General features: G+C 53.3%; 20 protein-coding genes. 16 read left to right on the forward strand and 4 right to left on the reverse strand.

The genetic code is table 11. The annotated features are described in order from the left end of the window. Positions 1-150: 150 nt before the first annotated feature. Both GN107_RS05700 and GN107_RS05705 read right to left on the reverse strand, forming a co-directional pair. The gene (locus tag GN107_RS05700; RefSeq protein ID WP_155286790.1) at positions 151-3,249 is read right to left on the reverse strand and encodes an alpha-mannosidase; all 3,099 of its coding nucleotides are present in this window, start codon (positions 3,247-3,249) and stop codon (positions 151-153) included. Positions 3,250-3,640: 391 nt separating this feature from the next. Next, positions 3,641-5,290, reverse strand: a complete 1,650-nt coding sequence (locus tag GN107_RS05705) for a peptide ABC transporter substrate-binding protein (RefSeq protein WP_155286789.1) — start codon at positions 5,288-5,290, stop codon at positions 3,641-3,643. Positions 5,291-5,780: 490 nt separating this feature from the next. Here GN107_RS05705 and GN107_RS05710 point away from each other — a divergent pair, with 490 nt between their 5' ends. From GN107_RS05710 to GN107_RS05730, 5 genes are all read left to right on the forward strand, one after another. After that, entirely contained in the window at positions 5,781-6,740 is a 960-nt protein-coding gene (locus GN107_RS05710; protein ID WP_371863477.1) for a DUF1002 domain-containing protein, read from the forward strand. Positions 6,741-6,919: 179 nt separating this feature from the next. Further along, positions 6,920-8,296: a L,D-transpeptidase family protein gene (locus GN107_RS05715; RefSeq protein WP_155286787.1), complete on the forward strand. Its 1,377-nt coding sequence runs from the start codon at positions 6,920-6,922 to the stop codon at positions 8,294-8,296. Between the two features lie 320 nt (positions 8,297-8,616). Beyond that, positions 8,617-9,549 (forward strand): ABC transporter ATP-binding protein, encoded by a 933-nt coding sequence (locus tag GN107_RS05720; protein WP_155286786.1) that lies wholly within the window; start codon positions 8,617-8,619, stop codon positions 9,547-9,549. Beyond that, positions 9,546-10,310, forward strand: a complete 765-nt coding sequence (locus GN107_RS05725) for an ABC transporter permease (RefSeq protein ID WP_155286785.1) — start codon at positions 9,546-9,548, stop codon at positions 10,308-10,310. Before GN107_RS05720 ends, GN107_RS05725 begins: the two co-directional genes overlap by 4 nt. Beyond that, entirely contained in the window at positions 10,310-11,080 is a 771-nt protein-coding gene (locus tag GN107_RS05730) for an ABC-2 family transporter protein (RefSeq protein ID WP_155286784.1), read from the forward strand. Before GN107_RS05725 ends, GN107_RS05730 begins: the two co-directional genes overlap by 1 nt. 533 nt (positions 11,081-11,613) lie before the next feature. Here the strand turns inward: GN107_RS05730 and GN107_RS05735 are convergent. Next, positions 11,614-13,122, reverse strand: coding sequence for an ArnT family glycosyltransferase (locus tag GN107_RS05735; RefSeq protein ID WP_155286783.1), 1,509 nt, complete (start codon positions 13,120-13,122; stop codon positions 11,614-11,616). Between the two features lie 46 nt (positions 13,123-13,168). Beyond that, positions 13,169-13,678, reverse strand: a complete 510-nt coding sequence (locus GN107_RS05740) for a YbhB/YbcL family Raf kinase inhibitor-like protein (protein ID WP_155286782.1) — start codon at positions 13,676-13,678, stop codon at positions 13,169-13,171. 210 nt (positions 13,679-13,888) lie between these two features. Between GN107_RS05740 and GN107_RS05745 the strand changes: the two genes are divergently transcribed. The 11 genes from GN107_RS05745 to GN107_RS05795 all read left to right on the forward strand — a co-directional run bounded on the left by GN107_RS05745 (position 13,889) and on the right by GN107_RS05795 (position 24,077). Beyond that, positions 13,889-14,857: a hypothetical protein gene (locus GN107_RS05745; RefSeq protein WP_155286781.1), complete on the forward strand. Its 969-nt coding sequence runs from the start codon at positions 13,889-13,891 to the stop codon at positions 14,855-14,857. Between the two features lie 31 nt (positions 14,858-14,888). Continuing rightward, positions 14,889-15,494: a TMEM175 family protein gene (locus GN107_RS05750; RefSeq protein ID WP_155286780.1), complete on the forward strand. Its 606-nt coding sequence runs from the start codon at positions 14,889-14,891 to the stop codon at positions 15,492-15,494. A gap of 23 nt (positions 15,495-15,517) precedes the next feature. Beyond that, positions 15,518-15,991, forward strand: a complete 474-nt coding sequence (locus GN107_RS05755) for an NUDIX domain-containing protein (RefSeq protein WP_155286779.1) — start codon at positions 15,518-15,520, stop codon at positions 15,989-15,991. Continuing rightward, positions 15,984-16,790, forward strand: coding sequence for a DUF72 domain-containing protein (locus tag GN107_RS05760; protein WP_155286778.1), 807 nt, complete (start codon positions 15,984-15,986; stop codon positions 16,788-16,790). The genes GN107_RS05755 and GN107_RS05760 overlap by 8 nt, the downstream gene beginning before the upstream one ends. Before the next feature lie 388 nt (positions 16,791-17,178). Further along, entirely contained in the window at positions 17,179-19,206 is a 2,028-nt protein-coding gene (gene metG, locus GN107_RS05765) for a methionine--tRNA ligase (RefSeq protein ID WP_155286777.1), read from the forward strand. An 835-nt stretch (positions 19,207-20,041) separates the two neighbouring features. Further along, positions 20,042-20,818, forward strand: a complete 777-nt coding sequence (locus GN107_RS05770) for a GNAT family N-acetyltransferase (RefSeq protein ID WP_155286776.1) — start codon at positions 20,042-20,044, stop codon at positions 20,816-20,818. A gap of 385 nt (positions 20,819-21,203) precedes the next feature. Next, a complete protein-coding gene (locus tag GN107_RS05775) occupies positions 21,204-21,455 on the forward strand; it encodes an AbrB/MazE/SpoVT family DNA-binding domain-containing protein (protein WP_155286775.1) in 252 nt (83 codons plus the stop codon). A 3-nt stretch (positions 21,456-21,458) separates the two neighbouring features. Continuing rightward, positions 21,459-22,238, forward strand: a complete 780-nt coding sequence (locus tag GN107_RS05780; protein ID WP_155286774.1) for a TatD family hydrolase — start codon at positions 21,459-21,461, stop codon at positions 22,236-22,238. Then, positions 22,238-22,804 (forward strand): ribonuclease M5, encoded by a 567-nt coding sequence (gene rnmV / locus GN107_RS05785; protein ID WP_155286773.1) that lies wholly within the window; start codon positions 22,238-22,240, stop codon positions 22,802-22,804. The genes GN107_RS05780 and rnmV overlap by 1 nt, the downstream gene beginning before the upstream one ends. Continuing rightward, the gene (gene rsmA / locus GN107_RS05790) at positions 22,797-23,687 is read left to right on the forward strand and encodes a 16S rRNA (adenine(1518)-N(6)/adenine(1519)-N(6))-dimethyltransferase RsmA (protein WP_155286772.1); all 891 of its coding nucleotides are present in this window, start codon (positions 22,797-22,799) and stop codon (positions 23,685-23,687) included. Before rnmV ends, rsmA begins: the two co-directional genes overlap by 8 nt. A gap of 135 nt (positions 23,688-23,822) precedes the next feature. Continuing rightward, positions 23,823-24,077 carry a Veg family protein gene (locus GN107_RS05795; protein WP_155286771.1) on the forward strand — a complete coding sequence of 85 codons (255 nt, stop codon included), beginning with the start codon at positions 23,823-23,825 and terminating at the stop codon, positions 24,075-24,077. Positions 24,078-24,810 lie beyond the last annotated feature (733 nt).

The following is a 24,810-nucleotide window of genomic DNA, read 5'->3' on the forward strand; positions in this document are numbered from 1 at the left end:
CACGTTTACAGGCCGACTCCTCACCATAATTATGACCGGTCAGGAGTCGGCCGGCAGCGATGTCGCCAGTCATTTCGAAGACACTCATTGTCAACGCAAAAGTGCCCAGACGGGATAATTTCTCGTCTGGGCACTTTTTTGATTTGTAGATTATAGCTTAAACAGCAGTGTGCGGACCTGGTATGGCTTGACCGCTAGTGTGACGTTGCTAGGGTCGTCTAGGTCTTTGACGGGCGTCTCATCCAGCCGCACCTCACTAGCCGTTTTGGCGGTGAAGTTCGGGGTGACGGTGACGCTCTGGTCGCTACCGGAGAAGTCGTGCAGGCGGATGATGACGCCGCTATCGTCCTCGCTGATTTTGATGGCGTCAACTTCGACGTGCTCACCGTTAGTGACGGTGAACAGCGCGGGCAGCTCCTGATCTTGGTAAACGACATTGAGCTGGGCGTTCAGGCGCAGGGCTGCGGGTTCAACACCGCCAGTGATGCAGTCGCCTTGGTGCGGGAAGAGACTGTAGGTGAACTCGTGCTGGCCCTGATCCGCGTCGGTATCTGGGTAGGTGCCGGCCTTGATGAGCGACAGGGACAGGCTGTGGTCTTCAGCCGCGTAGCCGTACTTGCAGTCGTTCATGAGCGCGACCCCGTAATCCGGCTGCGAGAGGTCGGCCCACTTGTGCCCCACCACCTCAAACTTGGCGGTGTCCCAAGAAGTGTTGCGGTTGATTGGCCGGCGCAGGTTACCGTACTGAATGTCATAGGTGGCATAGTCGGTCTGCACGTTGAGGTCGAATGCCGTCCGCAGCAGCAGTTCGTGTTCGTGCCAGTCGGCCGTGGTGGCAAAATCGATGCGGCGGTCGGAGTTGCTAACAATCATCCGCTGGGAGACGGTGGACTGGTGGTAGCTGTATTCAAAATCAACCGTGGTGGCCACATCGTTGCTGGTGACAGTGATGCTTTGCCCCTTTAATTGCACGGCTTTGTCCGTGTAGTCAGCATCGATGTTCCAGTTATCGAAGGTCGTTGGCCGGTCCTCGTAAATGGTCAGGCGGTTACCGAACTCACCGGGTGCCAAGACTTCACGCTTGTTGTCGCGGTCATAGATGCGGGTGAGAGTGCCGGCTGCGTTCCATTCGATGTCGTAGTGCGGGGTGCTGATGGCGTGCACGTCATCCTTGATGCTTGGCGCTGGTAGCTCCCCGGGTGTGAAGACCAGTTTGGCGCTAGTGAGTGGGGCGAGCGGTACGTTCAGCAACTGGTAGTCTTTGCCGTTACGCAGCGCGGACACCGGCTTGCCGGCGAGAGTGAAGCTGCCGTCTTCCATGTCGCGCAGCGTCACGTCGCCGCTGGTCAGGGTGGCGTTCGGGTTGACCAGCGTCATGCCACCGGCCATTCCCTGCAGGGCGACGATGCCCTTGCGCATGGTCTGGATGTCTTTACGGACATCTTCGTATGCTTCACCGATTGCGGAGCCGGGCAGGACGTCGTGGAACTGCGTTTTGAGCAAAATCTGCCACAGCTTGCGGATCTGCGCGTGAGGGTAAGGGACGCCCTGGTAAACGCGGCGGGCGGTTGCCAAGCGTTCGAGGTCGCGCAGCGCAAATTCGAGCTTGCGGTTGGCGCGCTTCACGAAGGCCTGGGAGGTGTAAGTGCCGCGGTGGAACTCCAGGTAGAGTTCACCGGACCAGACGGGGTACTGCTCACCGCTGTCCTTGACCTCTTGGCGCAGGTTCGTGAAGAAGTCATCTACGCGCTCGTTGCGGATGTGGGGCAGCCCGGGCAGCTCGTTGATGACGTGGATGTTCTCGACCATCTCACGGGTGCTGCCACCACCGCCATCACCGAAACCGTATGGCATCAGGAGACGCTTGTTGAGCTGCTTGTCCTGGTACTCACGGTAACTTTGCAGCACGACGCGGGGCGTGATCTCGGCGTTGTAAGTGTACTTGAACATGTCGGCCTGGCTGTAGTCGTACATGCTCTCGGTGCTGGTGAGAAAGTAGGTCAGGACCTCACTACCGTCGAGCCCGCGCCACTTGAAGGTGTCGTGCGGCGCGCGGTTGGTGTCGTTCCAGGAAATTTTGGAGGTCACAAAATCGCTGATGCCAAAGCCGCGCATGATCTGCGGTAGGGCGTCGGAGTAGCCGAAGACGTCGGGAAGCCAGAGGACGGTTTGCTTGGCGTCAAACTTGTCCTTGAAATAGCCGGAGCCGTACAGGAACTGGCGGGTCAGTGCCTCACCGCTCGGCAAGTTGGTGTCGGGCTCGACCCAAGTAGCGCCGTCAGCCTCCCAGCGGCCGTCCTGGGCATACTCTTGCATCTGCTTGAAGAGCTCGGGGGCACGCTCTTCGACCCACTTGTGGACCTGGGGCGTGGAGTAGAAGAACTTGAAGTCAGGGAACTCGCGCAGCAGCTGCAGTGCGGTGGCAAAAGAGCGGGTCGCCTTCTCGGCCGTGTGCCGGTAGCGCCACAGCCAGGCGACATCAATGTGGGTCTGGCCGATTGCGGCGACATCGAAACCGAGCTTCTCACCTTGGTGCTCCTTGGTGAAGGCGTGGATGTCCGCCAGCGCTTCGCTAGCGTGCTGCGTGATTGCCACCGCGTCTTCGGTCGCCCAGAAGAAGCGCCGGAAAATGTTCTTGACTAGGCGCACGTAATCGTACTTCAGCGGATTGTCATCGGCCAGTTCGGGGATGAGGTCGCAGATGTTCCAGAGGTAGGTGTAAGCTTCGCGAATCGCCGCGTGCTCTGGGCCGACCATGGCCGTCTTGATGGCAAAATGCTGGATCTTCTTCGGGCCGCCGCCTTCAAGACCAGACCACATGCAGATACTGATGACGTTGTGGCCGCCGAATTCGGCCGGGTCGAGGAACAACTGCTCGTGGTTGGAGTCAACGGCCTGATAAATGGCGCCGTTGATGTAGACGAGGCCCTCAAAGCCGTCGTTGTTACCGTCGCCGGTGCGGCCGAGGTTCAACGTGACCACGCTGCGTTCCTGTTGCTGCGGGTCAACATCCAGGTCAAACTGCAGCCAGTAGTACGCGTCGCGGCCGGACCAGGTCGTCCCGATTTTGGCCGGTTCCCACTTGGCATCAGTCGGCACACTGCGGCGGTCACTACGCTCGTCGTGCCACATGCGCAAATCAGTCAGATTCTGATGGTCAGCGGTGTAGGCCGCCTTGAGCAGGGCCAACTGTTGGCGGGCTTTGCGGACGTTGAAAGCGGTCGATGAAGCATTTCCTGAATATGGCATATTTTTTCTCCTTAAGCATTATTTAACCAGAGTATAGCTGGGTCCTAATTGAGGCGCAATGTTGACATCTATGGTTAATCGTGAACGAGTTTTACTATTTGCAAGTAGCTGGGCAAAACAAAACCCCGGCGAGATTACCGAGGTTTTGGCCGCCATCGCCCCGGCCGAATTCGGACCAATCTGAATAGGAGCCAGTTGGTGCGAATTCGGCCGCTCCGCGTTGCTTCGCATGTGGGAGAGTAAGCGGTAAACCGCAAACTCTCCCAACATCTGAACGTGCTTCCAAAGCCAGCTCCTTGCGCTTAACACGAAATTCACCCCCAACACAAAGTGCGTGTTGAGGGTGAATTTCACGTTAATGCTCAGGAGCTAACCGGCTTTTCCAGCACTCCTACTTGCTAGTCTTATTTGTAGCCCCAACGAAGTTAATCATTGAAGCTGGGCTGATCTTCATGCCCTTGATTGAGGTGCGGGTCAGGTGGGAAGCCCCGTTCTGGTAGAGCGGGATAACGCCGACATTTTCAGTCATGACGCGGCCGGCCTTGACCAGGTCGTCCCAGCGCTTCTGTGGGTCAGCAACGTCTTTGCCGGAAGCGGCGTGGATGTATGCGTCGAACTGTGGGTTGGACCACTTGGCGTCATTACTTTCGTTATCACTCCGGAACATGTCGAGGAAGGTGATGGCGTCAGGGTAGTCAGCCGCCCAAGCGGTGATCAGCATTTGGAAGTTGTGGGCGTGCGCCAGCGCAACCCGGGTCTTAAATGGTACGGAGTGGGTCTTGACGGTGACGGAAACGTCCCCGGAACTGACTTTCTGGAGTGCGGACTGCAAGTATTCCTGCGTGGCCTTAGCTGCTTCAGTGTCGTCACCGGTGAGGGTGAAGGTGAAGTGCTTTTCGCCCAGTTCATCCATACCTTGCTTGAACAGGGTCTTGGCCTTGCTCAGGTTGTAGTCGGAGTAGCTATCTGACTTTTTGCCGAGGGCGTCAGCGTAATCCTGACCAGTCTTTTCGTTGTAGAACATCTTTGCGGCAACAACTGAGTGAACCGGCTGTGAGCCGTTACCAAGGACCTTGCGGATGAATTCCTTGCGGTTGACGGCGAGGGACAGCGCCTGGCGGATTTTGACGTTCTTGAATTCAGGTACCTGCGCGTTGTTGGGCTCCAGGTAGTAGGTCGCGGATTGCGGCACGATGTGGTAAGCGGGGTCGTTCTGGTTCTGGGAAGCGGAGTTCCCGGTGAGCACGACGTCATCCAGCTTGTTGTCCTGGTAGAGGTTCAGCGCGGTGGTGTTTTCCTTAACAACCTGCGTCTTCAGGGTCTGGACGTGAACATTCTTGGCATTCCAGTACTTCGGGTTCTTGGTTTCGGTCCAAGAGTTGTTAGCACCGTTCCACTTGCCCAGCGTGTATGGTCCGTTGAAGGTGAGGGTGTTCGAGTTCGTCCCGTACTTCTTGCCGTACTTGTCGACCTGGCTCTTTTCCACGGGGTCGAAGCACTGGAGGGTAATCAGGGAGTTGAAGTACGGAATCGGCTTCTCCAAGGTGACCTTCAAGCCGTACTTGCTAGTTGCCTTGATGCCGAGGGTGCTCGGCTTTGCTTTTCCAGCCATGATGGCGTCGGCGTTCTTGATACCACTATAAACGTAGGCGTATTCGGACTTGGTTGCGGGGTCAACGGCCCGTTTCCAGCCGTATTCAAAATCCTTGGCGGTCAATTGCTTGCCATCTGACCACTTCTGGTTGTTACGGATGTGGAAAGTGTAGGTCAGCTGGTCCTTGCTGACGGTCGCCATCTTGGTGGCCATGTCTGGCTGCAGTTTCTTACCGGAGTAACGGTACAATCCGGCGTATGTATCTTGCATCACTTGACCGGAAATGACGTCAGTTGCCAGCGCTGGATCCATGGTTTGGATGACATCGCCCTGCATCATGCGAATCGTTTGCTTCTTGGGCCCGCTAGCACTCTTGTTGCCGCAAGCAGCCAGTAACAAGATGGAGCTGAGAACGGTCACTCCCAGTAGTGTTTTTCTTCCACTCATTATGTGTACCTCCTATTATTTGCCCGGTCTGGGCCACTGCCGCCAGACTATCTTGACATCCCAGAATGGCATAAGGATAGCACCCTTTATGAGCAGTTTCCATAGCGTTTATTTAAAATAATTTAACGATAGCTTAATATTGTGACACAATACATACACAAGTGTCCGAAACTGCTGAACAAAAATGCAAATGTGACAATATTCGGCAACACATTTAATAACAGCTAAAAATTGCGTTTTAACGCTAATTTTGCGGATCATGCAAGCGATTACTTTACGATTAAATTAGGCTTATTGAGACAATAGCCAAATCGTGACTGGATATGTTTAGTTTAAGAAAATGCCGACTTTTGCGCAGTTGACGTGCGTTTTTGCTAGAATGAGGGGGTGCCGAGCGGTGATAAGCTGTTCGTTCGGTAAAAAGTCGGTACGCGGCATTCGCGTACGTGAATGGAGACGCACAGATATGAAAAGATTATTAACAGCCATTATGGCAATCGCATTCGGTGCATTCGGCCTTGGCATTCAGCACGTTAACGCGGATACCGGCGAAGCTTGGGATAAGCCGGTGGTCACCCTTGGCTCCTCATTAACTGAGAGCCAGAAGCGGGGGACGACCAATACGTTAACCGCGAGCCTGAACGGCGGTACTTTTGACACCCTCACCGTTGATGGGGACACGCTGGTCAAGTACCTAAACCCAAGCGGCAGCAACTTCACCAGCAGTTCAGGTGTCTGGTCCAGTGCGATGGTGCAAAAGACCGACAACGGCGGCATCAACGTCCAGATTCTGAATTACGCTGGTGTGAACAATATCACCACCATCACCGCTGACCAGTACCGCAATGCCGCCCTCACCGCCGGGGTCACTAACGCGAACATTTACATCACCTCCGCAGTCAAAATTGACGGTTCCGGCGCGCTCGCCGGGGTTTACGCTGCTTTTGCCCAGCACGGCCAGAACTTGAGCAGCAGCCAAGTTGCCGCCGCGCAGGATGAAGTTAACACACTCAGTGGCATCACCCAGGCGAACAAGAACCAGGACGGCTACTCCGACAAGCAGCTGAACAACGCGGTTGCGGGGATGAAGTCGCAGATGGCGAGCCAGTCCAACAACGGCCAGCAGACCTTGTCCCAGAATCAAATCGGGAACATCGTCGACAGCCAGCTCAAGAACAACAATCTGGGCACCATCATCAACAACAATCAGCGGACCCAGATCGTCAACCTGCTGGTCAAGATTCAGAATTCCGGTGCGCTCAAGGGTACCGACTTCAAGGGTCAAGCCAGCAAGCTTTCTGATTCGATTCAGAACTCCGCGAAGGGGCTCTTCAACAAGGTGAAGGCCAACCTGAACACGCAGGAGGGCCAGAACCTGTTCCAGCGGGTCATGACCGCAATCAGCAACTTCTTCAGCGCCCTTGCTGACTGGGTAAAATCATTATTCTAAATGGTAATTAATCAATTAGGCAGTCGCACTGGCGGCTGTCTTTTTTTTGTGCGCATGCCAAAATGTGGCGTAGCAGAGTTATTAATTAATTATTAGCCACTAATCACCGCTTCTGATTGACAAGGTCCCACCGCAGAATCAGAATGCTAAAGGACGTAGAAATGTTTGGAGGAATTATCATGAAGAGCATTAAGATCATTCGGCTTGCTGGGCTTGCGGCAACGCTGGCGCTCGCCACTGCCGGCTTGCACGGGCAGGCGGTTCAAGCTGCAACTACTAGCGCTGCGCAGAGCTCCCAACAGGCTAGTGCTACCAGTGCTAGCACGACAAGCGCAGCTGATACTACTACCGCAAGTACAGCTAGCACAACTACCGCTGCCAGTGACAGCAGTAGCAGCAAGGCTGCAACTACAGCAACAGCGACTGCCAAGACGCAGCATGCAGCCAGCACCGCGACCGCTAAGACCAGCACGCCGGCACTGAGCGGCCTGACCGTGAAGACTGGCAGTATCAAGTTACCGTCTGCACGCAACCTGCAGACCGGTCCCGGTAAGAGCTACAGCGTCATTAAGCCACTTGCAGCAGGCAGCACCTGGAAGTATTTTGCTGTGCGTGATTACCAGGGTTACTTCTGGTACAACCTGGGTGGTAACCAGTGGGTCAGTGTTTCCAAAACTGCGCCTGCCGCAGCACCAAGCAGCAACGTTGTCAGCAAGAAGGGGACCATCAAGCTGCCGATCAACGCCGCACTGCAGAACGGTGCCGGCAACGGCTACCGGGTCGTTAAGCAGCTCAAGGCTGGTTCCAGCTGGAAGTATTTTGCAATTCGTAGCAACTACGAAGGCAAGAACTGGTACAACGTTGGTGGTAACCAGTGGGTCGGCATTCGTCCCGGCCAAAAGCCTGCCGCAACAACGCTCAGTGGCGTCGTTAAGCGCAGTGGGACTTTGCGCCTGAACGCCAAGCGCAACCTGCAAGCTGGTCCTGGCAAGGGTTATCGCGTCATCAAGAGCTTGGCTTACGGCTCCAAGTGGAAGTACTTCGCCGTGCGCTACTACCAGGGCTTGACCTGGTACAACCTTGGCGGCAACAACTGGGTCAGCATCAACCCAGCCACCGTTGACTGGCACGGCCCATCTGAGGTTGATCACGCCTACCCGAACCTGAACGCTTACCGCAACGTCTGGGTCAAGGTGTCCCTTTCCAAGCAGCGCGTCTACCTGATGAGCGGCAACACCGTTTTGTACACGATGCTCTGCTCGACCGGTCGTCCCGGTGACGCAACGCCAACCGGCACCTACGCCATCCAGCGTGAACGCGGCCCCGTCTTTGGCGGTAGCCTCGGTGGTGCCCGCTACTACGTTTCATGGAAGGACCACGGCGTTTACCTGTTCCACTCCGTTCCGATCAATGGTCGGGGTCAGTACCTCGCCCAAGAGGGTGCACTCCTCGGGAAGCGGCCGCACTCTCACGGCTGCATTCGCCTAACGGTTTCCGATGCCTACTGGATGTACACGCACATCAAGTACGGCACCAAGGTCGTTGTGCAGCACTAACTCGCATGCAAAATTGAGCGTCAATACTTTCGTTGACGGCATAGTAAAAGCCTCGGGATGCGTCCCGAGGTTTTTTGCTGTTTCCGACTATTGCATTTCAACTCCACTCACGATTAGAAATGTTTTGTTTAGCGGTGATGTCGTCTTGCCTAAAATCAGCATTGAACCAGTCACCTTCGAAGGAATTGCGGTGGATTGGTGTAAACACAGCGATTGCATGACCATTATAAATAAATTAAATAAAGGTTTGATTTTGAACAGGGGGGGTATAACATGGCCATTAAGTAAGGAGCGGACATTATCCGCGGGAGATAGTCAAAATGATAAATGCTAACCAAATCAGCTTTCACTACACAAGTTTTGAGAAAACACCGGGACTAGCCGGAACTTTAAAAGATATGTTTCATCGTGACAAAGAGGACATTCAAGTACTGACGGATTTTGATTTTGCGGTGCAGGATGGTGAAATGGTCGGCCTCATGGGGCCCAATGGTGCTGGCAAAACGACCTTGATCAAATTGTTGACCGGCATTCTGACACCGAATCAAGGCGATGTCTTGGTTGACGGAGCGAAGCCATCGATTCATTCAAAAAGTTTTCTGTCCGAAATTGGCGTGCTGTTTGGTCAAAAATCCCAATTAGCTTGGGACCTGCCACCAGCAGATACATACAACATGCTTGCACAGATATACAAATTAAGTCCGCAAGAATACAAAACTAGACGAGCCGCACTGGTTGAGATGTTAAATGTCTCTGAATTTATCAACCGACCGGTCAGGAAACTGTCGCTTGGCCAGCGCATGCGCTGTGAACTAATAGCGGCACTGATCCACAGCCCCAAGTATTTGTTTCTGGATGAACCCACATTGGGGCTGGATTTGCCGACCCAAAAATCAATTTATCGCTTCCTGAAAAAAGAAAACGAAACAAATGGGACGACAATTCTGGTGACATCGCACAATCTGCAAGATATCGAAGAAATTGCTGAACGCGTGATGGTCATGATTAAGGGGCGGATCGTTTACAATGGTGCGCCGGACAAGCTGCCAATGAACTCGAACTCCTTCCAAGAATTTACAATCGTTGCGCGGGATCAAGCTGACAACGAGTACACAGTTAAAGCGACGACAGATAATGTTGACGAAAAGGTTGCGGCCATTGGTTATCAGAACGTTGTTTCAATTACGCGCGACGGAACCGATTTTGAAAGCTTCATTTTGAATCTATACGAGAATGGTGGTGTTCAGAAATGAAGTATTTGCTGATCGGCGTAAATAGTTTTAGCAGCCGGCTTGCCTACCGCAGTAATGAAATCACTAAGCTAGCAACAAATATTGCGAGAATGCTGGTCTCGATATGGATGTGGCGGTTTCTGTATAACAATCAGTCATCCATCGGTGGCTACTCGATTGAAAACATGACCAAGTATTTGATCATTACGAATCTCGCGGCGATCATCTTCAGCACGTCACCGATATTCCGCTTATCTAGTCAGATCCGGACGGGTGCGCTCAACAACTTGTTGTATCGGCCGATTTCTATTTTTGGCGAGGGCCTCGCAACGTTTCTCGGTGGGCAAATCATCTACATAATCGTGTTGCTTGTGTTTTTAGTTGCGCAATTAATATCGAAGAGCCCGTTCCAGATGCTCCTGCTAGTTGTTTACATGCTAGCGTGCGTAATGATGTTTTTTACATTTATGATGCTTTTGGGGTCGCTCAGTTTCTGGCTGATTAATGTCTGGCCATTGCGTTCGGCCGTCAATGCTGCCTACCTGCTCTTAGGCGGACTGTATTTTCCCTTAAGCTTTTTGGGGAGCAAATACACGTTTTTGCTCAGCTTAAATCCGTTCTCCCTGGTTAGCGACGTCCCGGCAAGACTATTGCTGGGCCAATCAGGGGAATCGATAACGACGTATTTAGCAGTCGTTGTGGGGTGGATCATTGTGTTTATTTTGCTTTATCGAGTCGTGATTCGAAAAGGCATTGCGAGATTTGAAGGAGTTGGTGTTTGATGCGATTATTTAAAGCGGTGTGGCGAGTAAGTGTCGAAGAGTTTTTCATCTACCGTGCGACCAGCTTCTTCACGTTCTTTTTGGCGGCGATCTTCTTCGTGGTCGAATTGTTAGCCGGGCACATTTTCTTTGCGGCATCCGGGAGCGTAAATGGCTGGGATGGGCAATCATATCAGCTGTTAATTGCCACTGTCTCGAGCGTCGTGTATCTATACAATATCTTTTTCATCGTTGGTCATGAGAATTTAAGTGAGGATATTCTTGAAGGTAACCTGGATTACACATTGATTCGGCCAGTATCATCGTACTGGTTCACTTCCATGGCCCAGATTGATGTCCCCAGCATCTTTAATTTTGTAATTTCCTTGGTTGTCGTTGGCGTTAGTTTAAAACAATTAAGCTTCACAGCAGTGGGCGTTGTGTTGTACGTGTTTGCAGCTTTGTTAGCTTTTGGATTGTTCTTTATTCTGAATAAGGCGGTCGTGACCGTCACTTTCTGGGTGGATGGTTTCACCGCTTTGGGAGGGATAATGGAAGATTCCATCGACCTTCTAAGCAGGCCTGCCGGCATATTTCCACGAATTCTGCGATTCATTTTCATGTTTATCGTGCCGGTATTGTTGGTAACGAATTTACCCGTTCTCTCCTTGAAGTTGACTGTAAGCAGTTATTGGCATTTTGCTTACATTGTGCTTTTTGAAGTCGTGTTGTATCTGTTATCCAGATGGCTTTGGAATAAAGGAATTCGGCGCTATTTCTCCGCAAATTGAGCAAAGCACTGCCACACCAAGAAATGTAATCCTGATTTGTACACCAGATTTCGAGAACGGACTCAGCCGTGCTAGTGATTATGGAGATGTGTGCTGCCAACGTTGTATTTGAAGCCAATTATGATGAAACGGTCAGCATTAATACTGTTTGACTTAGTACATCTTAGTAGGGCGGCGGGCGCCTTTTCCGGTAACGGAGCCGGCGGTAGTGACCATGCTGAAACGAATATTGAAGGTAGTAGTCTTGTGGTTTTTACAAGACTACTACCTTCAATATTCGGGGTGAGTGGAGAGACCGCAAGGGAGATATGGCCACCAAATGTAAGTTTACCGTGTGAGATGACTGAACACGGCGGGCTCGGAGCTCAGCGGAAGACTTGGCGTATTTTGCCAAGTCTGCAACGGCCCCAGCATGCCTGTCTGTCACTACCGCCGGCGCAGTGGACGGAAAATGCGCCCGCCGTCCGGCATTTTAGAAGCATACAGAAATAGGCCTGCTCCCAACACGGGAACAGGCCTATATTTAGTCCGCTTTACTTTTCGTCATCCAGCCGCAATTGCAGCGGGTCGTTCGGCAACAACTTCCTGTACGCCCACTGGCAAGTCGCGACCGCCCCCATCGCGCCGATGATAATAATCGTCGGCATGATGAAGAAGCGGTACCGCAGCTGTATTTCGATCAGCAGGTGCACGGCCGCATAACCGAACCACATGATGACAAACATTGGCGCCATGTAGCTGATCTGCAGCCGCTTGCCCCAGCGCGTGAAGATTGCCAGCAAGCCGGCCGCGAAGGCGAGGAAGATGGTGAACCACTGCATGCCCTGGAAGGCCTGCGTTGTGGCCAACTTTTGCCCACGGTTATTCGGGTTGATGGCCGCGCTGTCGTTGTTAACGGCCCAGTTGTAGGCGTCGTCAAGGTGGGACCACATGTAACGTGCCTTGTTCCAGAACAGGTGCAGAATTTTGCCCTTGTCCTTCGTTTCCTGCTGGATCATCCACTTGCCGTGAACGTTGCGGTCGTGGCCGAGGGCGTAAGTGCCGAGCTCACGGATCTTCATGTTTGAGTACATACCATTGCTGTCGTAATCGAGCCCGGTGACGAACTTCCACGTGGGGTTGCGGTTAACCAGCTTGTAAGGCGCGGTACCCGTTGCGACGATGGCGGTGTTGGCCGCGCCCATCGTGCCGAAGTATAGTCCGAAGAGAACGGCGACGAACGCGAGTGGCTTGAGCACGTCACGCCAGTGCCCGCGCTGCGCCCAGAGCATGTAGCAGACGTAGAACACGCCAATTGCCAGCATGATGAGGGAGCCAAGTGGCCGCAAAATGTTGCCGCACGCCAGCAGGAAGCCCGCGCCGGCGGAACCCCAGAGCCAGCGCCATGAGCCGGCCAGATTCTTTTGGCTGCGGAGCAACAGCCAGAAGCCGCAGAGGTAAAACAGGGTGGCAACGGTTTGGTTGGTCAGAACGCTGCTCATTACGATTGCGGGCACATAAAGTGCGTACACGTAAGCGGCGAGCAGGCCGGTCCGGAAGTTCATGAGTTCCTTACCCAGAAAGTAGATGACCAGAACGGTGAGGGTGCTGAACGCCGCGTTGACCATCTGCAAAGTGAGCTCGCTGGTACCGAAGATCCGCATCAGCCAGGACTGCCAGATTACGAAGCCATTTTGATAGGGCCAGGTGGCGAAGTAGCCGGGGTGGTGGAATGGGTTCACGCCGTGCGCGAAATCGATCGACGCCTCATAAAAAGTGTAGAAATCCGCGACCGGGAAGCTGCGGGTGTGCAGGATCCACGTTGCACGCAGGGCGAAGGCAACGATGAGGATGACGCTCAGAATACCAATGCGCCAACCACGACGGCGTGGAGTCAGCGTTAACAGGATCGCAATCACGACAAATAATAAAATTGCAGCGATGGCGGCCCAGGTCATGACGGTATTGTGGACCGCCTTGATGGTATCGACCAGGATGATTACCGTGGTTACCAGGCCGAGTAATAATAGAAAGCCATTGAGAATTTTGCGGAAAATATGCATTTGATTTATACCCAACCCTTGTTGTGTTATTAATTACTGCTGCCAATTATGCGCGCGATGGCAACTCGATGCTGGCTTTGGCCAAGGTGTGGCCAGTTAAGGCGTGGCGCAGGTCGTTCAGGTAGTAGTCATTTTGCAGTGGCAACTCACTGTCGACCGCGTAAACGGTCAGGGTGTAGTCATGCGTCTTGTCTGGTGGCTGGGGGCCAACGTAGCCGCTGGCGCGCGGCGTGCCCGCCAGGCCGACAAAGCGGCTAACGTTGGAGTTGTGGCCTTGGACGAATTGGTCCGCGAGCTGCTGGCTAGCGTCTTCCGGGATGCTGGTCAGGCTAGCGGGAATGTTGGCCGCCGTCCAGTGGATCCAGACGAAGCCGCACACCGGTACGGAGTCGAAGTCAACGAGGCTCAAGGCAAAAGTCTTGGTGCCTGCTGGTGCGTCCGTGATCGTGATGGGAAAGCTGCGGACCGGGTAGCCATCTTGCTGATCGGCCGCTGCGGCGTACTTGCCGTACTTATCTGGTAACAGACCATTTTGCATTGGAACTGCGATTTTCATAATTAGCGCTCCTTCGCTTAAATTTTGCTACTTCTATTATGCCGCATTGGGGGCGTTCTAGCACCTTTTGCCGGGAAATAGTCACGAAACATAATCTTTTTTGCGGGATGTCACCACTCGGGGTTTGGGAAGCTGGCATGCAAGCGGTACAATGATACCTATAGGAAAGTGCGTGATTTGATACATATCGCGCCGGCATGGAGGAAAATTATGGTTGAATTAAACCCACAAGTTCAGGAACTGTTAGACCAAGCAAACCAAGGTTTTGACACCCCAATAAACATCAAGGTTGATGAAGACACAAAGAGCGGCGTACTGCGCAACGACAACGGGGACACCGAAGTCACCCGCGATGGGGTCGGCACCATCACCATCAGTGACAGCACCAACGTTGACTACACCTTGAGCCATGAGCTCTGGCACCTGCTGCTCCAAGAGATGAACTACCCAACGACCGGGACTGCTGTGCACACCGCCAACAAGTCTTTTGACGACCAGATGCGGGCAATTGCGGGCGCCTTGGAATCCGCTGTGATTCACAGTCTCGTCATTAGCTGGCAGATGGATAACAACATCGTCACCCCAGAGGTGCTCACCCAAGTGCGCAAGGGCATTGAGGAAGACACACCAGTTGAAACAGATGTTAAGGATGATGGCGAAGTTTTGACCCGCATCTTCAACTTGCTGGACGGCCTCGTTTTGCTGGGCGGCCCCGAAAGCGACTTGGTTTCCGCTTGGTACACTAAGTACCCGGTTGCGTTGGACATTGCCACCAAGTTGTTCCAGGTGATTCAGGACACTGACATTCAGGATGCGCGCGGTTACCGGGCGGCCATCGTCAAGCTGTTTAACAAGTTCAACGAAGTCATGGTTGCGTTTGACATCGCCCTCGACTTTGCGGGCTTCATCGTGGTCACTCCCGTGTTGTCCACCCGCCAGCTGCGCTTGTCCTTGAACCAGATCTACCAGCTGCAGGACATCGGCTACACGAGCAACAAGCCGCACACGATTGCCTACGATGCAAAAGGCATTCAGGATGGCCAGACCGCATTCGTTTTGCAACTGGCCAAGAACCAGACCAGTCCCGAATTCTTCCAGAAGCTGTACGCACGGCCATTGCGTGACGTCCTTGATGAATACGAAATCGGCTTCTACGAGCGCAAGCCAGAAACTAAGTAGCACTGAATTTTTGCGGTAGGGGTGAATAGCGATGTCAGAAAAACGCATGGTTGCGTTCACGGATGGCATTCTCGCCATCATCATCACGGTCATGGTTTTGGAGTTCAAGGCGCCGCGCGCGGACACTTTTGCCGCGCTCTGGTCACTACGCAGTGAGTTCATCATCTACTTGGCGTCCTACCTGATTCTGGCCGTGTACTGGATCAACCACCACCACTTGTTTCAAATCGTGCACCACGTCAGCACGCCGATTCTGTGGGCGAACATGTTGATGCTGCTGACGATGTCTTTCTATCCGTTTGCCACTGCATGGATCGGTACCCACCCACTGATTGCGTTGGTGCCGGCCGCGTTCTACGGGTTCGTCAACATGCTCACGAACGGTGCTTACGCTTTGCTCGTGTGGACCTTGATCTGCGATAACCGCAAGCGCAAGGCGCCGGTCGCAATCTTGCGCCGAGGCCTGAACAAGACCCTGATCACGATTGGCATCAACGTGATTGCCATTGGCTGCGGGTTCTTGTGGGCACCTTCAGTCGTGATCATCGACGTCCTGACGATTGCGGGTTGGGCGCTGCCCGACCAAGTCCTCGAGCGGCACGTTGCCGAACGGGACCGCACGCCGCAAAGGAAGTAGCCTTTCCAGAAGGGAGATTTACCGTGAAAAATTACACATTAATTGCCTTGCAAACCCCAGTCGGCGTGGTTGTCATCAACCGCCGCAAAATTCCCTTCAAGGGCATGTGGAATCTGATCGGGGGCAAGGTCGAACCGGGCGAGGATATCCTGACCGGTGCGGTGCGCGAGACTTTTGAAGAGAGTGGGGTCCGCCTGGACGCGGAACGCTTCACTAAGCTCGGCGTGATGGACTGGCGCATTGATGGGGAACTGGTGGGCAAAATCTACCTATTCACCGTCCGCATCGGTTCTGAACTGGCACTGCCGCGCATGACGCGGGAGGGTTTGCTGGCCGCGCTTGACCCTGAGTGGTTGGCGGCACCTGACAACCAAGGCACGATTCCGGACCTCATTGAGGTACTCCCCCAAATGATGAGCGGGCGCACCGACTTGGACCTGACCGCGAATTACGCCGGGGATGATTTTATCGGACTCCAGGTGAATAAACATGATTAGCATCGGCCTCACGGGCTTCACCGACCACCCCGAGCTCTTAACTGATGGCGGCGGTCTAACTGAATACGCGCAGAATTTTCCAGTTGTTGAGATCGACACCACGGCGTACGGTATCCGCAAGCAGCAGGTGGTGGCCAACTGGCAGGCGCAGGTACCGGCGGGTTTTAGTTTCATCCTGAAGGCGACGCGGCTCATGACCCAGCACCAGCACGCGAACACCGCGACCTTGATTCAGGAGTTTGCACTCTTTGCGGACAGCCTGCAGCCGCTAGTCGCGGAGGACCAGCTGCGCAGTGTGCTCTTTCAGTTTCCGCCGCGCTTTGCGGCGAGTGCCAAAAACGTCCGTTATTTGGCCCGGCTGCGCGAGTGGTTGCCAACGCTGCCCATCAGCATTGAGCTGCGCAACTCCAGCTGGTTCGCGCCATCAATGCGGGCGACCACGCTGGAGACGCTGCGCAGTGCGCACTTAGCGAACGTTGCCGTCGATGAGCCACAAGTGGGCGCGAACTCGGTGCCCTTCGTACCCGAGTTAACGGCTGGCGACACGCTCTACGTCCGCCTGCACGGTCGCAATCGGAGTGGTTGGATCAGCGGTGCGGTCAAAGAGCGCACCAATTACGATTATAGTGACGAGGAGTTGCGCCAGATTGCCACCGATGCGGCCGGCAAGGCGGAGAACATCTGCTACATCTTCAACAACAACGCCGGGCACGCTGCGGCCCGCAACGCACTGCGGCTGCAAGAGATTTTGGGCGTGCAGTTCGCGGGGTTGGCACCGAAGCAGTTGGATCTGTTCTAAAATTTATGGATGGTCCGCAGCATTTATGTCGATGTTGCGGGCCATTTTTATGGTGAGAAGCTTGTCTTTGTTAGGTAGGAAGACAGTAACGATTACGTGGGGATAGAGCCGCTAAGGTTACACTGTCCATCGTCCTCGGCCGTTTTCGGACCAATCTGAGAAGGAGTGAATGGTGCGAAAACGGCCTTTGAACGTGGAATAATCGGCAGCTCCTTCCGCTTAGAATAAAATCCAGTATAAACACAAAGTGCGCGTGTTTATACTGGATTTTACACTAATGCTCAGGAGCTAAACGCCGCTTATTCCACTCCCATGTGCTATACTCAAATCATCTATGGGAAAAGCATTAAAATTAGTTTTCCCTATTAAATTCTGGAGGCTTCTTTTCATGGCTGAAAAACCGACTTATTACATTACAACGCCAATCTACTATCCCTCTGGCAAGCTGACCATCGGGAATGCGTACACGACCATCGTTGCCGACGTGCTTGCCCGTTACAAGCGCCAGGCGGGTTTTGACGTGTTCTTCCTCACCGGGACCGATGAGCACGGACTGAAGATTGAGCAAAAGGCCGAGAAACTCGGCATGGACCCACAAACATACGTTGACGGCATGGTCGCCGACATTAAGAAGCTGTGGAAGACTCTTGATATCACCAACGACAAGTTCATCCGCACCACGGACAAGGAACACGTTGCCGCTGTCCAAAAGATCGTTAAGCGCTTGATTGATCAGGGTGACGTTTACTTAGGCAAGTACCGCGGCTGGTACTCCGTCGAAGATGAAGAGTACTTCACCGAAACGCAGCTGGCCGAAGTCTACCGCGACGCTGACGGCAAGGTCATCGGCGGTAAGGCCCCATCTGGCCACGATGTCCAGCTGGTTGAGGAGGAAAGCTACTTCTTCAAGATGAGCAAGTACGCTGACCGCCTGCTCAAGTACTATGACGAGCACCCTGACTTTATTCAGCCTGAGTCCCGGAAGAACGAAATGATCAACAACTTCATCAAGCCGGGCCTTGAAGACCTTGCGATGAGCCGGACCAGCTTCACTTGGGGCGTGCCGGTTCCTGGCAACAGCAAGCACGTTGTTTACGTCTGGGTCGATGCCCTCCTGAACTATATCACCGCCTTGGGTTACACCAGCGATGATGAGAGTTTGTTCAAGAAGTACTGGCCTGCTGACGTTCAGTTCGTTGGTAAGGAAATCGTGCGTTTCCACACCATCTACTGGCCAATAATTCTCATGGCCCTTGACCTGCCATTACCTAAGAAGGTTTATGGTCACGGCTGGCTGCTGATGAAGGACGGCAAAATGAGCAAGTCCAAGGGTAACGCCGTTTACCCAGAGACCCTCATCAACCGATACGGCCTGGACGCATTGCGCTACTACATGATCCGGGCGATTCCATTCGGTCGCGACGGTGTCTTCACCCCTGAAGATTTTGTTAACCGCATCAACTTTGACCTAGCTAACGACCTCGGGAACCTCTTGAACCGGACCGTTGCCATGGTTAACAAGTACTGTGGTGGCAATGTGCCCGCGCTTGGCACCGGCAAAACTGACTTCGACGCTAGCTTGGAAGAACTTGCTAAGAAGACAGCCGCTGAGTACAAGGACGACATGAACAACTTGAAATTCTCCGATGCGCTCGATGCAACTTGGCGCCTGGTTTCCCGGGCCAACAAGTACATTGACGAGACCGAACCTTGGAGTCTCGCCAAGGATCCAGCCAAGAAAGACCAGCTCGATTCAGTCATGGCCCACTTGGTTGAGAGTCTGCGGGTGATTGCAGTTCTGGCCCGGCCAGTTCTCGTTCAGTCCGCAAAGGATATCTTCAAGCAGCTTGGCTTGGACGCTGACGATGAGGCCAACTTGAACCCAGAGTTCGGCAACCTGCCAGCTGACACCAAGGTCGTTGCAAAGGGTACCCCAATCTTCCCTCGTCTCGACGTGGATGAAGAAGTTGCCTACATCAAGGGCGAGATGGCCAAGAGTAAGGACAAGAAGGCTGAGAACAACAAGCATAAGCAGGTCGCTCCAGCCGCTGACAAGGTCGTTGTGGATCCGAAGACCCGCAAGGAAGAAATCAGCTTCGACGACTTCGACAAGTCCGAAATTCGGGTAGCCGAGATTTTGGCCGTTGAAAAGGTGAAGGGTTCCAGCAAGTTGCTGCAGTTCACGCTGGACGCCGGCGACGAGGGCACCCGCACGATTCTGAGCGGCATGGCCAAGTTCCACCCCGACTACGAGAAGTTGGTCGGCAAGAAGGTCATGGCAGTCGTTAACCTGAAGCCACGGAAGATGATGGGCATCGCCAGTGAGGGGATGCTGCTATCGACCGAGGACAGCAAGGGTCACATCAGCTTGACCTTCGTTGATCCAGCACTCGAAAACGGGGCACTGCTCGGTTAAGGCAAAATTGATACTGAATGATAACGGTCGTCTCTGTAATGGGGGCGGCCGTTTTTGTTGTGGCTTCTGGTGTGCTTCAGGAGCCAGGCTGCGGGCGCATTTTCCCCTCCGCAGCGGTGCTGCTCCGGTGTCGATTGTACTAATTGCGGCAGAGCCGCAAAAGTACAAGTCGCTACGTTACGCTGGCGATAGTGACATAATGGGCATGATGGGGCCACTGGAAGCCCATCCGTGATGTAATTGCAGCCACGGTAAACTCGCAAATGGTGCTCATAACCTACTAGGCGGTCTCTCCGCTCTCCCCGATTGGTAACGAAAGCCAACGCTATCAATCGCGACAGCAGGGTCACTAGCTGGCGAAACGGTATACTGAACGGAAATATTGATATCTAACTAGGCTATGTACAAATAATCATATTCTTACTGTAATCAAGCATTGAATTGTTAGAATGGCTTCAATACGTAGCATTATTTTCCACGTTCAAACACACTCTAGTTCATACAGTGTGTTTGAACGTGGGACTGCAGAGTCCAACATAAAGTGCAACAAACACACCCCAGATCCGGTGCCATAGGATTATGAAATGGATAATTCAGTTGTAGTAATGTTTGGACCGCTTGGGGGCACTTTGAGAAGTGAACAGAACATGAAAAATTGCTTGAATTGGGGGCCAATGTTGCTGCAAACATAGTAATTGTACGTTGACTATAAAAGTCTTACACTCTCAATATGAAGTTGAGATGGTGTGAATTGTCCGATTGCTTTAACACTGAGAATCGTAAGTGGTTTAGGGCCAAATCTAGCGAAGAAAGTTAGTTAAATGAAGGCAGAGACATGACAATAGCGGAACAAGCAGCAGCATTTTTGCAGGCTAATCGAGATACAACACAAAAATGTCCGTACATCGCAGATAGTTTGGCGGAAGTTAAACAAGACCTGAGCAATCCAGGTGTGATCATCCTGCAAGCTCCAGATTTGTTAATGGCACTTGATCAGTATCGGGTAGACGGAAAATGGGAAGTTGAAGTATGGGGGCCATTTGGTGCTAGACCACTAGAAGAGGCATTCTACGAGATTCAGCAGCACGTTACGCACCGGCCGATACAGTTGCACTTTTTTTACACGAGTAAAAACCATAAGATGACGACCTGGTTACAAAGCCATGGAGCGGTTCTAACTGGTGAAACGATTTGGAAAGTACCGCTGTTGAAGGAAAAGCTGCAGGTGGCGGCGCTTGAGTCTGTACCTAAAGATTTGAATCAGGTCATCGCGCTGCACCATCAGTTATTCACCGGTGAGGAGGTCGCCATAGTGACACCAAATCACCCACTGTTTGTGATGCGTCAGCAGGGCCAAGTAGTCGGTTATGCATCTGCTGAGCAGGTCGGAACCATAGGAAGATTGCTGTACGTTGCGGTTCGTGAGAGTGCAAGACATCAGGGAATTGCGGCTCAGCTCTGCCGGTCAGTGCAAGCCGATTTAACGCGCCGCGGGGTCGAAAACATTACACTTGTGCAAAGTGAAAAGGCGATAGCGGCTGGGGACCTTTATCGCTCGTTAGGGTACCAACCGCTCAGCACTGATATCAGCGCCATTTTGTGGTGTGACTAACGAGTTGTTGCTTTTATCCTAGTAGTCATGCCTTCCGAACCTCACACTGTTTTTGGCAGTGAAGTTAATATACGAGGCGGTGTACTGCCGTGAGACGTCTTGGCGTTATCCATTTCGTAGAGGGTGCAAGTGTCTTCCAGATTTGAATGTGGGGCTAGGGTAATTAGCCAAACTTACTTCAGCATCATTTGGCATACATCAGCAACGGCCCAGTGTCAGTCAGCATTGGAAATGCAAAACTGCTAACCTGCCACGAACAAAGTAGGATGATTGTAGTTTTCCCATAGTTGGCGCATACACGAAGGTACAAACTATGCCCGCTGACACGTACGCCCTTCGTGGTATATACTGAGCGGAAAGACAAAATTATTCTGGGGGCAACAAGATGGATAGAGCCGAACGCAAAGTGGGACTGGTCCACAATAGCCTGTGCGTACCCATTCCGGCAGACATTGCCAGTGAGCTGGGCATTAATAAGGGGGATGTCCTGCTCGTGGAGCGGGATGGCGACAGCATTCGCATCAAGAAGGATGTTAATCCCACTTCTGGCGATGAGGGGTTGGTCACACTGACGACGTTGATGCATGAGCCCCTGTTCAATAAGAATCACGATCGCAACAACAGTACGAAAGGATAAAGCATGCAAATTTTTGATTCCCACACCCATCTGAATGACACGCCGTACGCTGGCAAGGAGGCGGAGTACGTAGCCGCCGCGCAAGAGTTGGGCGTGACCGAAATGGCCATCGTGGGTTCGGACACCGGGCTGAACGCCGGCGCAATTCGCCTCGCCAAGCAGTTTCCGCAGCTCTACGCAATCGTTGGCTGGCACCCTGAGTTTGCAAAGGACTACACGCAGGCCAAAGAGGACCTCATGGAGGAGCAGCTGGCTGAAGAAAAGGCGGTTGCGCTGGGGGAAATCGGTCTGGATTACCACTGGGACACCTCACCGCAGGACGTTGAGCGCCGCGTGTTCAAGCGCCAGCTGGACATTGCCGCCGAGGTCAATATCCCCGTGTCCATTCACAGTCGGGACGCCTTTGAGGATACCTACGCCATTTTGAAGGCGAGTCGCATCAAGGACTTTGGGGGAATCATGCACAGCTTTACCGGTAATGCCGAGTGGGCGCGCAAGTTCCTGGACCTGGGGATGTACATTTCTTATTCCGGGATCGTCAGCTTCAAGAACGCACCAGAAGAACATGAATCAGTCAAAATTATTCCTGAAGACTGCTTGCTCGTGGAGACGGACGCGCCGTACCTGACGCCTGAGCCGCACCGCGGCCGGCCGAACCAGCCCGGTTACACCCGCTTCGTGGCGGAGGCCGTGGCTAAGTTCCGCGGGGATAGCGTTGAGCACATCGCGGCAATCACGCATGCCAACGCGCACCGGATTTTCCGCATTGGAGACAGCAAATAATGAGTACCTTTGAACAGATCATCGTGGTCGAGGGCCGCGATGACACCAAGCGGCTGCGCGCCCTGATTGGCGACGTCGACACCATCGAAACTGGCGGCAGTGCCATTAGCGCCGCCACCCTGAACCAGATTGCCCTGGCACAAAAGCGGCGGGGTGTGATCGTGCTGACCGACCCGGATTTCCAGGGTCAGCGGATTCGTAACATTATCCGTCAGGCGGTCCCAGACGCGCAGCACGCGTTCCTGCCGCGCACGGAGGCGGTGCCGCAAAAGAGCGGCGGTTCGCTGGGCGTTGAACACGCCAGCGCCGCCGCCTTGCGTGCCGCGCTGGCAGAGGCCAAGCAGCCGGAGCATGAAGCGGAGCAGCTGATCACCCGTGATGATTTAATGACCGCGGGCCTACTGGGCGGCGCTGCTGCTGCTAAGCGGCGCGAACAATTGGGCGACCTGTTGGGGATCGGCTATGCAAACGGCAAGCAGCTGCTCCGGCGGTTGCAAGAGTTCCGGGTCAGCCGGGAAGATTTTGCCACGGCACTAAAGACAATTAACGAGGACGAAAATGACTAATACTTTACCACCAGTGGCAGCACCAGCCCGCACGCGGGCCATCATGCAGGAATTTGGCATCCGCACCAAGAAACACCTTGGCCAAAACTTCCTGACCAACATTGAAGTCTTAAAGCGCATCGTTGCTGCCGGCGAACTGAGCCAGGATGACGATGTGCTCGAAATCGGCCCCGGCATCGGCTCACTGACCGAGTTCCTCGCCGCTAGCGCCCACCAGGTCCTCGCCCTCGAAATTGACGAGAGCCTGTTGCCGGTACTTGCCGAGACAATGGCACCGTACCCGAACGTCACGGTTGAGAACCAGGACGTGCTCAAGGCTGATCTGCCGGCGCTGTTTGCGGAGCATTTTGACGGCAAACATAACATTAAGGTCGTCGCCAACCTGCCATACTACATCACCACGCCGATCCTGATGCACCTGCTGGCCCTGGATGTTGACTTCACCAATATCACCGTCATGATGCAGAAGGAAGTTGCCAGCCGCCTGACCGCGGAACCGCGGAGCAAGGACTACGGGAGCCTGTCCATCGCCGTGCAGAACACGATGGACGTTGAGGTGGCCTTCGTCGTGAACCGTAACTCCTTCATTCCGGCGCCAAACGTTGACTCCGCAATCGTCGTGCTGAAGAAGCGGGCTGACCCGGTTGCGGCAATCAGCGACCAGAAGGCCTTCGACAAGCTCGTGAAGGGGAGTTTTGCGTCCCGGCGCAAAACGCTGTGGAACAACCTGATTCGGCTCTACGGCAAGGCTCCAGCCGCAAAGGGGAGCATCACAGCCGCGCTTGAAGCCAGTGATATTAAGCCTTCCCAGCGCGCGGAAGAACTTTCGATTACGCAATTTGCCGAATTACAAAAAAACTTGCAAAGTCAGGGCCTTTTGTGATTCACAAACTCGGTAAAGAATCCGCCTTCAATTGCGATTTAACGCTATTTTCACCTTGTCGCATTTGCCCCTGCGTGGTATAATTGCATTTTTTCTTAGTAAGTGCTATACTGGTGTGCATAAGGGGTGAATTGGATGCCAATTACATTATCTAGTATCAAGCACCAACTCGACAGCAAGATCGGTGAGAACATCATGGTTGTTGCGCAGGCGGGTCGTAAGAAGGTTACCCGGCGTAAGGGTGTACTTCGCGAAACGTTCCCCGCAATTTTCGTGGTCGATCTTGACCAGGACGAGAACGCATTTGAGCGAGTATCATACAGTTATGCTGACTTGCTTACCAAATCAATTGAAGTTAAATTTGGCGATGAAGAAGTTCAGGCTTCCTAATTGACCTGCGTGCCGTGAGAGCGGGACGCTTTTTTTGTACACAGAGCGGAGTCACCCGGTTTGCTACTGAGCATCAAGGTGACTTAGGTTTTGACGAGTGGTTTTCTCGTCAAGGCCTAAGTCATTTTGAGCGGAAGGAGCAGGGTGACGCAGCTCGACTCGGCACCGTAAGCTAGTGGGACGTAGCTAAGTCCGTTTTGTAATCAAGGAAACGCCTAGGCTTTAGGTACTGGGCGCAAAGTCAGCTAGCCGCAAGCTTCTGTCCCGCGCAGCTCGACTCGGCACCGTAGGCTAGAAGGCCGTAGCTGAAGGACAGCCGTAAGTGGAAACGGGTGCCTTGCGAAAAATACCATATCAAGGTCGGGACATATTTTTAAATATGCGCAGAAACGGCTGTAACTGTTGATATCATTGGGATTGCAGATTCACCTAAAATATGTGAATGGCTGCAATCGTGATTTTGAAGTGGAATGATAGTTGTACTTGGCCTGTACTCAGAGAACATAGATGTTTAGCTGTCTCCTCAAAGGGGGCTATCGCAGATCCGAGTCTTTGCAGGAAATTTAGCCAATTCATATTTTGGCCGATTGCTGAAACCCTTGCCGTGACTGACTTAATGGCAACTCCTGCGCATATTTTAAAATATGTCCTATGGCTGTACTGGTACCTGTCAAGGAGACAAGCAAATATCATCAAAATAACTTTACACGTGGTTTAGGCCACAGATGATTTG

Source organism: Lacticaseibacillus zhaodongensis, assembly GCF_009687905.1.
In the GTDB taxonomy this organism is placed as follows: Bacteria; Bacillota; Bacilli; order Lactobacillales; family Lactobacillaceae; genus Lacticaseibacillus; species Lacticaseibacillus zhaodongensis.